Source organism: Rahnella sikkimica, from assembly GCF_002951615.1.
In the GTDB taxonomy this organism is placed as follows: domain Bacteria; phylum Pseudomonadota; class Gammaproteobacteria; order Enterobacterales; family Enterobacteriaceae; genus Rahnella; species Rahnella sikkimica.
The window spans coordinates 2,929,523-2,940,572 of record NZ_CP019062.1; the positions used below are offsets into that span (position 1 = coordinate 2,929,523).

9 protein-coding genes are annotated in these 11,050 nt (G+C 55.8%); 6 read left to right on the top strand and 3 right to left on the bottom strand.

Features of this window, described 5'->3' with window-relative positions:
- Positions 1-9 precede the first annotated feature (9 nt).
- Positions 10-612: a 3-isopropylmalate dehydratase small subunit gene (gene leuD, locus BV494_RS13575; RefSeq protein WP_104923355.1), complete on the top strand. Its 603-nt coding sequence runs from the start codon at positions 10-12 to the stop codon at positions 610-612.
- A 60-nt stretch (positions 613-672) separates the two neighbouring features.
- Here the strand turns inward: leuD and BV494_RS13580 are convergent, their stop codons facing one another.
- Together BV494_RS13580 and sgrT are read right to left on the bottom strand one after the other, a co-directional pair.
- Positions 673-1,836, bottom strand: coding sequence for an MFS transporter (locus BV494_RS13580; RefSeq protein ID WP_104923356.1), 1,164 nt, complete (start codon positions 1,834-1,836; stop codon positions 673-675).
- Positions 1,837-2,096: 260 nt separating this feature from the next.
- Positions 2,097-2,282: a glucose uptake inhibitor SgrT gene (gene sgrT, locus BV494_RS13585; RefSeq protein ID WP_104923357.1), complete on the bottom strand. Its 186-nt coding sequence runs from the start codon at positions 2,280-2,282 to the stop codon at positions 2,097-2,099.
- 101 nt (positions 2,283-2,383) lie between these two features.
- Between sgrT and sgrR the strand changes: the two genes are divergently transcribed.
- The 4 genes from sgrR to thiQ all read left to right on the top strand — a co-directional run bounded on the left by sgrR (position 2,384) and on the right by thiQ (position 7,641).
- Positions 2,384-4,048, top strand: a complete 1,665-nt coding sequence (gene sgrR, locus BV494_RS13590) for an HTH-type transcriptional regulator SgrR (protein ID WP_104923358.1) — start codon at positions 2,384-2,386, stop codon at positions 4,046-4,048.
- A gap of 332 nt (positions 4,049-4,380) precedes the next feature.
- Positions 4,381-5,364, top strand: a complete 984-nt coding sequence (gene thiB, locus BV494_RS13595) for a thiamine ABC transporter substrate binding subunit (RefSeq protein WP_104923359.1) — start codon at positions 4,381-4,383, stop codon at positions 5,362-5,364.
- Complete coding sequence (gene thiP / locus BV494_RS13600; RefSeq protein WP_104923360.1) at positions 5,340-6,950, top strand: thiamine/thiamine pyrophosphate ABC transporter permease ThiP; 1,611 nt, start codon at positions 5,340-5,342, stop codon at positions 6,948-6,950. Before thiB ends, thiP begins: the two co-directional genes overlap by 25 nt.
- Positions 6,934-7,641 (top strand): thiamine ABC transporter ATP-binding protein ThiQ, encoded by a 708-nt coding sequence (gene thiQ, locus BV494_RS13605; RefSeq protein WP_104923361.1) that lies wholly within the window; start codon positions 6,934-6,936, stop codon positions 7,639-7,641. The genes thiP and thiQ overlap by 17 nt, the downstream gene beginning before the upstream one ends.
- Here the strand turns inward: thiQ and BV494_RS13610 are convergent.
- Positions 7,631-8,398: a DedA family protein gene (locus BV494_RS13610; RefSeq protein WP_104923362.1), complete on the bottom strand. Its 768-nt coding sequence runs from the start codon at positions 8,396-8,398 to the stop codon at positions 7,631-7,633. The two genes, thiQ and BV494_RS13610, sit on opposite strands and share 11 nt — an antisense overlap.
- A 243-nt stretch (positions 8,399-8,641) precedes the next feature.
- Here BV494_RS13610 and BV494_RS13615 point away from each other — a divergent pair, with 243 nt between their 5' ends.
- Entirely contained in the window at positions 8,642-11,047 is a 2,406-nt protein-coding gene (locus tag BV494_RS13615; RefSeq protein ID WP_104924800.1) for a DNA polymerase II, read from the top strand.
- Positions 11,048-11,050 lie beyond the last annotated feature (3 nt).

Genomic DNA, 11,050 nt, shown 5'->3' on the forward strand with positions numbered 1-11,050 from the left:
GAAAACACCATGGCTAAATTTACCCAACACATCGGTCTGGTGGTTCCGCTGGATGCCGCAAACGTCGATACCGATGCGATTATCCCGAAACAGTTTTTGCAGAAAGTGACCCGTACCGGTTTCGGCCAGCACCTGTTTAATGACTGGCGTTTTCTGGACGACGCCGGTCAGGTACCTAACCCGGATTTCGTGCTGAACAAACCGCGCTACAAAGGCGCGAGTATTTTGCTGGCGCGCGAAAACTTTGGTTGCGGCTCGTCCCGTGAACATGCGCCGTGGGCGCTGACCGACTACGGTTTCCACGCGGTCATCGCGCCGAGCTTTGCCGATATCTTCTACGGCAACTCGTTCAACAACCAGTTGCTGCCTATCACGCTGAGCGAAGCGGAAGTCGACGAGCTTTTCCAGCTGGTAAAAGACAACGAAGGCATTCAGTTCGAAGTGGATCTGGAAGCGCAAACCGTGAAAGCCGGTGACAAAAGCTATCCGTTTGTTATCGACAGCTTCCGCCGTCACTGCATGATCAACGGTCTGGACAGCATCGGTCTGACCTTGCAGCACGAAGAAAACATTTCCAGCTACGAAAAAAATCAGCCTGCATTTATGCACTGATTACTGTGCATCAGGCGTAAAAAAACCCGCGAACTTCGCGGGTTTTTCTTTTCAGTGCGGTCAGACGTCTTTGACTTTAAACATCAGGCCAAGCGCCAGAACCACCAGAATGGTCGCCACCCAGTAAACCGGATAATGCCCGAAGTTCTCCACGATCACGCCCTGAAGCAAACCGGCGCAGATCACGCCAGTCGAGATGCTGTTGGTGAATAACGTGGTCGCCGAACCGGCGCGCCCCGGCATCAGGTCCTGAAAATACAGCATCCCGATACCGGCTACGATACCGATGAAAATCGCGTTAAACAGTTGCAGGATCATCAGCGCGGCTTTGAACGGGAACGCCACCAGACCGGCATAGAAAATCACCCCGCTCGCCACCGCGTACAGCATCAGTTTGCGTTTACCAAAGCGTTTGACCAGATAGCCCGCCATCAGCATGGCCGGAATTTCCAGGCCCGCCGCTGTTCCCATCAGCAAGCCCGCCAGCCCTTCCGGCAAACCCAAATCACTGGTGATATACAACGGCATATCAATGATGTACATGATATTGCACGTCCACATCAGCAATGACGCGAAAAACAGCATACGCACATCTTTGTTCCGCCACGCGCTGACCGGCGCGACTTTTTCATCCACAGGCTGTTCGAGACGCGGCACGGACGGCAGGAAAAACGCAATCATCAGAATACTGCCGACAAACACGGCGGCCGCACTCAGATACATCGGCGTAAAACCGTAATTCAGCGCCAGCATGAACGACAACGGCGGCCCCAGCACCCACGCCAGCGAGAGCATTGCACGCATCATCGAGCTGAACATGACGACTTCGCTGGATGAACGGTCGGCGTGCTCACGCGCCAGCGCAAAAAGCTGCGGCATTGCCGCATTCCCGATGGCCGCCAGCAAAACCCCGACGGTAATCAGCACCAGATAATCGCGGCTGAAAGCAAACACCAGGCTGTTACCGATCGCCATCAGGCAGCAAAACATCAGCAATTTGCGGCGATCGCCTTTGTTATCCGAACGGTTAGCCAGCAGAAAGCTGATCGCAATCCCGGCAATCGCGTTGACGGTATAAAAGAAACCGACCCACAGCGGGCGGACTTTCACTTCGTTGGTCAGAAACAGGCTAAGCGTCGGCGCCTGCAATGCGCCCGCGACACCACACAGCAAGGACACCACCAGAAAGGTGACATAAATTGCATTGATACGAGGTTTAGACATAACGCCATCCCTGAGAAATGAAAGTCTTACAACGAAACATACAGTGTATACCCAAAACAATTCGAGTTGCAGGAAGGCGTCAAACGCGCGAATCCCGATGAGCTGACATGAGCCAGTGATTCGGGTGAGCAAGAGCGGCCAACGCATCTGCGGCTCGAAGTGTGAAGGGGATAATCAATAGAAAAAAACCAGTGGGTTACCCCACTGGCTGGTGACATTACACCATTACTCAGAAAATCGAATCTGGCCGCGACTGCGGGTTATAAATGCCGGCGGTATTGCTCATCATTCTGCGAGGCGATGTCCCACTGCGTCAGGCGGGAGAGAATGTCTAAACGGTATTCCACCGGAACCCAGGACAGCCAGTCAGCATGATTTTTGGCCGCATTCCTGCTGATGGCGGAGAAATAGCGTTGGTAGAAACGGGCAGTAAGAGCGTTTTTCATGATGACCTCCTGACCTTCATGACGGGCTTTCGTTGGTGATCAGTATCGGGGTAATATGAGGAAAGATAAATTGATGAGATTTCCTGCGGAGTTCCTCTTTTATGACCTCGTCCCGTTTGCAACAGCAGTTCATCAGATTGTGGCAAAGCTGCCACGGTGAAGAAACCGAGACCACCTTGCAGGCCTTATCGGAAATCCTGAACTGTTCGCGGCGGCATATGCGGTCACTGCTCAACACCATGCAGGAACAGGGCTGGCTGAACTGGGATGCAGAGGCCGGACGCGGTAAGCGCTCAAAACTGACCTTTTTGTACACCGGGCTGGCACTCCAGCAACAGCGGGCGGAAGAACTGCTTGAGCAGGATCATATCGATCAGCTGGTACAACTGGTTGGCGACAAAAGCAGTGTCCGCCAGATGTTGTTATCCCAACTGGGACGCAGCTTCCGCCAGGGCAAACATATTCTGCGCGTCCTGTATTATCGCCCGCTGTTTAATCTGTTACCCGGCAGTATGCTCCGCCGCTCTGAAACGCATATCGCACGGCAGATTTTTAGCGGGCTGACACGCATAAATGAGGAAAAAGGGGAAACGGAAGGCGATTTAGCGCATCACTGGCAGGAAATCACTCCGCTGCACTGGCGGTTTTATCTGCGTCCGGCGATTCATTTTCATCATGGCCGTGAGCTGGAGATGGCCGATATCATCAGCACTTTTACCCGCCTGATGCAGTCACACCGGCTGTTCAGCAATCTCGCGTCTGTGACATCACCGACGCCCAACGTCATCGACATCCATCTGAACGCGCCCGATCGCTGGCTGCCGTGGCTGTTAGGGAATATTCACGCCACGATCCTGCCGCAGGAGTGGGAGTCTTTGCCCGATTTTGCCCGTCATCCGGTGGGAACCGGCCCGTATGCCGTGGTACGAAATCAGAAAACACAGTTGCGGATCCGCGCGTTTGACGAATATTTTGGATTTCGGGCGCTGATCGACGAGGTCAACATCTGGGTTTTACCAGAACTCACCGAAGAACTGGTGCATTCCGGCGTCCAGCTTCAGGCCGATGAATCCGGCAAAAGTGAGCTTGAAAGCCGCCTGGAGGAAGGCTGCTATTTCCTGATGTTCGACCAGCGCTCGGCCCTCGGTCAGAACGATGAAATACGGGCCTGGCTGTGTGATTTACTGAGTCCGATAGCTTTACTGAATGCCGCAGAGCCAATCTATCAGCGCTACTGGTCGCCGGCATACGGCCTGCTGCCGCGCTGGCATCACAAGGCGCTTCAAACACGTCGGGCAAAACCCGAAAATCTGACGAAGATAACGCTGACGTTTTACAGCGAGCATTCTGAACATCACGCCATCTGTAACGCGCTGCGGCCAATACTCGCTTCGGCAGGGATCGAACTGATCATTCAGATCGTGGATTACGCCGTCTGGCACCGCGGCGATGCGCACAGTGATCTGTGGCTCGGCAGCGCAAACTTCACGTTACCGCTGGAATTTTCCCTGTTTGCGACGTTCTTTGAACTGCCGCTCACGGCGCATTGTTTCGGCTACGATCTGGCCGAGGATGTCGCGTTATGGCACGACGGCAAGCTGTCGATGGCAAAATGGAGCGAGAAACAGGTCGCCACACACCATATCCATCCGTTGTTTCACCACTGGCTTGTCCTGCAAGGTCAACGCAGTATGCGCGGCGTGCGGATGAACACCCTCGGCTGGTTCGACTTCAAATCTGCCTGGTTCGCGCCTCCCGACAGCTAATCGGACTATCGCATTGCGCCGTTAATCTCTAGAATGACATCCGTTCTCAACGGGGTGCCAGAGTGACTTCTTTTAAAAAAGAATGAACTCGATCTTTAAACGCCGCGAGCGCGTGTTCAGCGGGTGAAGTCCAGCGCACAGAAAGCGGAGCGTACACACAGTACGTGAGCATTTCGAGCACTGCACGACGCCCGATCAACACACGCGCAGCACGTTTAAAAGGCTGAGAGTATACCCGTCGAACCTGATCCGGTTAACCCCGGCGGAGGGATTTGAGACTGTGCGATGCTCACTCAAAATCCTTTGCCCCTTTTCTTTTTTGGAGCGCAAAGTTGAAAAAATTATTGTCCTGCCTGCTGTTACTTTCTGCACCTGCCTTTGCTGCAAAACCCGTCCTGACGGTGTACACCTACGACTCTTTCTCTGCCGACTGGGGCCCCGGCCCGGCCATCAAAAAAGCCTTTGAGGCACAGTGCGGCTGCGAACTGAAATATGTCGCGCTGGAAGATGGCGTGTCGCTGCTGAACCGTCTGCGGATGGAAGGTAAAAACAGCAAAGCTGATGTGGTTCTCGGGCTGGATAACAACCTGTTGCAGGCCGCTGAGCAAACCGGCCTGTTTGCCAAAGCGCCGAAAACCGATGCCAAACTGACGGTGCCGGGCGGCTGGAGTAACACGACGTTTGTGCCTTACGACTACGGCTATTTCGCGTTCGTGTATGACAAAAACAAACTGAAAAATCCGCCAAAAAGCCTCGATGAGCTGATCAACAGCGACCAGAAATGGAAAGTGATTTACGAAGATCCGCGCACCAGCACGCCGGGCCTGGGTCTGCTGCTGTGGATGCAAAAAGTCTATGGCGATAAAGCCCCGGAAGCGTGGCAAAAACTGGCGGTGAAAACCGTGACCGTCACCAAAGGCTGGAGCGAGGCTTACGGCCTGTTCCTCAAAGGCGAAAGCGATCTGGTGCTGAGCTACACCACTTCTCCGGCGTATCACATTGTCGAAGAGAAGAAAGACAATTATGCCGCCGCTGACTTCACCGAAGGTCATTACATGCAGGTGGAAGTCGCAGGTCAGCTGACCAGCAGCAAACAGCCGAAACTGGCTGAACAGTTCATGAAATTCGTCACCACCGAAGCTTTCCAGAAAGTCATTCCGACCGGCAACTGGATGTATCCGGTGATCAGCACGCCATTGCCTGATGCCTTCAAACAGCTGACCGTACCGGCGAAATCCCTGCAATACAGCGCACAGGATGTGGCTTCTCACCGCAGCGAATGGATCCAGGCATGGCAGAACGCCGTCAGCCGTTGATCCCCCGCTGGCTATGGCCTGGCGCGGTGGCATCACTGGCGATGCTAGGGGTCGCCGTGCTGGCATTAGGCTCGTTGTGGCGTCATGCGCCACAAATGAGCGGCGCGTCTGCGTGGCAGGATCCGTACCTCTGGCACGTCATCCGCTTCACCTTCTGGCAGGCGCTGCTTTCGGCGATCTGCTCGGTGCTGCCCGCCATTTTGCTGGCCCGCGCCCTCTTCCGCCGCCGTTTTCCCGGCCGTCAGCTTTTATTACGCTTGTGCGCGATGACGCTGGTATTGCCGGTTTTAGTCGCCGTTTTCGGCATTCTCAGTGTGTACGGCAGACAGGGCTGGCTGGCGCAGATTTGCGGCTGGCTGGGCGTGGATTACCATTTTTCGCCGTATGGCTTACAGGGCATTTTGCTGGCGCACGTCTTTTTCAATCTGCCGATGGCGACCCGTCTTTTATTGCAGGCACTGGAAAATATCGCGGTTGAGCAGCGCCAGCTGGCGGCTCAGCTGGGGATGAACGCGTGGCAGCAGTTTCGCTTTGTCGAATGGCCCGCGCTGCGTCGCCAGATTTTCCCGGCGGCGGCGCTGATTTTTATGCTGTGTTTCGCCAGCTTTGCGACCGTGCTTTCGCTTGGCGGCGGTCCGCAGGCGACCACCATCGAGCTGGCGATCTATCAGGCGCTGAGTTACGACTATGATTTAGGCCGCGCCGCCACGCTGGCGCTGATCCAGCTTTTTTGCTGTCTGGCGCTGGTCTTGCTCAGCCAGAAACTGAGTCAGGCGCTGCCGGTCGGGCAAACGCAGGCGCAGCGCTGGCGTAATCCTGACGATTCTTCGCTGCGCCGCCTTACCGACGGCCTGCTGATTGGTCTGGCTTTACTGCTGATCCTGCCGCCGCTGCTGGCCGTGATTTTCGATGGTGTGAATCACGCCGCCATCAGCGTGTTGCAACAGCCCACGCTGTGGCAGGCGTTGTGGACGTCCGTCCGTATCGCGCTGGGCAGCGGATTATTGTGCGTGCTGCTGACGATGATGTTGCTGTGGAGCAGCCGTGAGCTGCGTTTACGCCAGAAAAATGGCTGGGCGCAGGCGATGGATCTCAGCGGAATGCTGATCCTCGCGATGCCGGGCATCGTGCTGGCAACCGGCTTTTTCCTGCTGCTCGGTGACACCATCGGATTACCGCAATCGCCGTGGCCGCTGGTCATTTTAACCAACGCGCTGATGGCCGTGCCTTACGCCTTAAAAGTGCTGGATAACCCGATGCGCGACGTGGCCGAACGCTACAATCCGCTGTGCCTTTCGCTGGATATGCACGGCTGGCAGCGGTTGCGCCGCGTGGAACTCAGCGCGCTGAAACGCCCGATTGCGCAAGCACTGGCGTTCGCCTGCGTGCTGTCGCTCGGGGATTTCGGCGTGATTGCGCTGTTCGGCAATGAGAATTTCCGCACGCTGCCGTTTTATTTGTATCAGCAGATAGGGTCTTATCGCAGCCAGGACGGTGCGGTCACGGCGCTTTTACTCCTGCTGCTATGCTTCCTGTTATTTACCCTGATTGAAAAATTACCGGGCCGCCATGCTGACGCTGAATAAACTGACTTACCTGTACGAGCATTTGCCGATGCGCTTTGATTTGCGCATCGCAGCGGGTGAACGTGTGGCGATCCTTGGCCCGAGCGGCGCGGGGAAAAGTACCCTGCTCAGCCTGGTGGCGGGTTTTCTGACACCGGTCAGCGGGCAAATTTTACTGAACGGTACCGATCACAGCGCAACGCCCCCGGCGAAACGTCCGGTGTCGATGCTGTTTCAGGAAAACAATCTGTTCTCACACCTGACCGTGCGCCAGAACATGGGGCTGGGACTGCATCCGGGGCTGAAACTCAGCGCGCAGCAAAAGCAGGCATTAGAGGACATCGCCCGGCAGGTCGGGCTGGAAGATTGTCTGGAACGTCTGCCGTCGCAGCTTTCCGGCGGGCAGCGTCAGCGCGTGGCACTGGCGCGTTGCCTGTTACGCAGTCAGCCGGTTTTGCTGCTCGACGAACCCTTTTCCGCACTCGATCCCGCGCTGCGCAGCGAAATGCTGAGTTTGCTGGATAATGTGTGTGAGCAGCGCAATCTCACGCTGCTGATGGTGTCGCACAATCTGGACGATGCGGCGCGGATTGCGCCGCGCACCTTGCTGATTGTGGATGGCCGGATTTTCTACGATGGTCCGACGCAGGCGCTGGCCGATGGCACCGCGCCTGAAGCCAAAGTGCTGGGCATCCGGCCCGTCAGCGGGTAATCACTTTCCACAGCAGATGCCCGTAAACCGGCATCATCGGCTGTTTGCTGAGCATCACGATGCTCACGACCGTCGCAACCAGGCTCAGCAGGCAAACCACACGCAGGCGCGGCAGCGGTAACCATTTTGTCATCGCATCCGGCGCGGCTTTTCCGGCACGGAACCAGCGCCAGAGAAGCCAGGCGCTCAGCCAGATCAGCACGAAGGCCGCAAACAGCATCCATTTGAAGACCGCGCTGTTGTGGCCGCTCGGAATGTCGATCGCGACGCCTGCCAGAATTCCCGGCAAGAAATAGACCGGCGGCCAAGTGATGCAGCCGATGATATTCGGCGGCGCAAATTTATACGGCGGCAAATTCAGCATACCGGCAGCCAGCGGCACCAGCGGACGCGTCGGGCCAATGAAGCGGCCAATAATCACCGTCGCAAAGCTGTGACGGTCAAGGGCGTGCCCGGTTTTATCGAGCAATGACTGATAGCGTTGCAGGAATTTCCACTGATGCAGCGGTTCTTTGAAACGCCGTCCGATGAAGTAAGATGCCCAGTCGCCGAAGAAGCAACCGAGCCCGGCGGCCAGCCACGCTTCGTACAAGCCGACCTGACCGCTGCCGATCAGCGTCCCGAGCGTCGCCATCATCACGGTGCCGGGCAAAATCAGCCCGACCAGCGCCAGCGATTCGAAAAAAGCCACCACGGCGACAATAATTAAAGCAAAGCCCACCGACTGAGCGACCAGATGTTGTAAATAGGCTTCCATAAATTCCCAGTAATTGTGACGCAAAAGGCACAGAGCATCAGTACGGATAAAAAATGAGACGAGTGTCAGTTTTCTGAACTTTGATTGTAGTCAAAACATCAAGCGGCTGAATTGTCAGTGCCTGAAGTATTGTCGTCAACCCAGTAATTGTATGCGCATTTGGCAGAATCCAGAGTCGTGGACAAAGACTGTATAAATAACCATACTCTGTGATTGATTTTTTATTCTGCTCCCGAGGCGCTTATTAACGCACAATCCGCTCCTTCCTCCGCACGCACCACTGACACGTCGCCGCGTCAGGGATTCGTGCTGACCCGCCACTGGCGCGACACGCCGCGTGGCACGGAAGTAGAATTGTGGCTGGCGACCGACGACGGCCCGCAGAAAGTTCGTCTGCCGTTGCAGGAGTCGGTGGCCTTTATTCCGGCGGAACAGCGCGCGCAGGTTGAGCCTCTGCTGACTGATGAAAAAAATGTCAGTTTGCGCGAATTGCCGTTGCAGGATTTCCATTCCCGGCCGGTTCTCGGCCTGTATTGTCCGCAGCACCGGCAGTTAATGCGCATAGAAAAGCGGTTAAAAGAGAACGGCGTCAGGGTTTATGAAGCGGATATCCGCCCGCCGGAACGTTTTCTGATGGAGCGTTATATCACCGCACCGGTGTGGTTCAGCGGCAAACCGGGGCCGGGCAATCTGCTGCTTGAGACGAAGATGAAACCAGCGCAGGAATACCGCCCGCCGCTGAAACTCTGTTCTTTGGATATCGAAACCAGCGGCAACGGTGAGTTGTACTGCATCGGGCTGGAAGGCTGCGGGCAGCGCCACGTGTATATGCTCGGGCCGCCGAATGGTGACCCGGACAGTCAGTTCGATTTCACTCTGGAATACGTCGACAGCCGTCCGCAATTGCTGCAAAAACTCAACGAGTGGCTGGAAACTTACGATCCGGATGCGATTATCGGCTGGAGCGTCATACAGTTCGATCTGCGCGTTTTACAAAAACATGCCGACCGCTACAAAATCCCGCTCAAATTCGGGCGCGGCGGCGGTGAACTGGAATGGCGCGAGCACGGTTTTAAACAAGGGCATTTCTTTGCCGCCGCCGCAGGCCGCCTGATTATCGACGGCATCGAAGCCCTTAAATCCGCCTTCTGGAACTTCAATTCTTTCAGTCTGGAATTCGTCTCGCAAAGTTTATTAGGCGAAGGGAAATCCAGCGATAACCCGTATCAGCGTCTGGCCGAAATCGAGCAACGCTTTCGTGAAAACAAACCCGCGCTGGCACGTTACAACCTGAAAGACTGCGAGCTGGTGACACGCATATTTGCCAAAACCGAGCTGATGCCGTTTCTCCTTGAACGCGCGTCGGTGACCGGTCTGGCCGCCGACCGCAGTGGCGGTTCAGTTGCCGCCTTTACCCACCTTTATTTACCGCGTATGCACCGCGCCGGGTATGTCGCGCCGAATCTGGGCGAGCTGGAAGGTGAAATGAGCCCCGGCGGTTTTGTGATGGATTCCCGCCCCGGTTTATACGATTCCGTGCTGGTGCTGGATTACAAAAGTCTGTACCCGTCGATTATCCGCACGTTTCTGATCGACCCGGTCGGTCTGGTGGCTGGCCTGCAACAACCTGATGACGAACATTCTGTTCCCGGCTATCGCAACGCTCGTTTCTCGCGGGAAAAACATTGTCTGCCGGAAATCGTCAATCAGATCTGGCAGGGGCGCGAAGCCGCGAAAAAACACAAGAACAAACCGCTGTCGCAGGCGCTGAAAATCATCATGAATGCCTTTTATGGCGTGCTCGGTTCGAGCGGTTGCCGGTTCTTCGATCCCCGTCTTGCTTCTTCTATTACGCTGCGCGGGCACGACATCATGCGCCAGACCCGTGAGCTGATCGAGGCCGAAGGCTATCAGGTGATTTATGGCGATACGGATTCGACCTTTGTCTGGCTCAACAAAGCGCATACGCAGGAAGACGCTGATGTGATTGGCCGCCGTCTGGTGGAGCAGGTGAACGTCTGGTGGAAGCAGCATTTACAGCAGGAATACGGGCTGGAAAGCGCGCTGGAACTGGAATTCGAAACGCATTATCAACGCTTTCTGATGCCGACGATCCGCGGTTCCGAAACCGGCAGTAAAAAGCGTTATGCCGGTCTGGTGAAAGATGCCGACGGCGAACACATTGTTTATAAGGGGCTGGAAACGGTGCGTACCGACTGGACGCCGCTGGCGCAGGAGTTTCAGCAGGAACTCTATCAGCGTATTTTCCATCAGAAACCGTATCAGGATTATGTCCGCGATTATGTCGCACGCACGCTCAATGGCGAGCTGGACGACAAGCTGGTGTACCGCAAACGCCTGCGCCGCAAGCTCAGTGATTACGAAAAAAATGTGCCGCCGCACGTCCGCGCCGCCCGGCTGGCAGATGAGTACAATGTGCAGCATGGCCGCGCAAAGCAGTACCAGAATGGCGGGTGGATAAGCTATGTAATGACCACCTCCGGGCCGGAGCCGCTGGAGAACCGCCAGTCACCGGTCGATTACGATCACTACATCGAACGCCAGCTGGAACCGGTTGCCGACGGCATTTTGCCCTTCCTTCATGACGATTTTGCTACACTCATTACAGGTCAGATGGGGCTATTTTAAGCA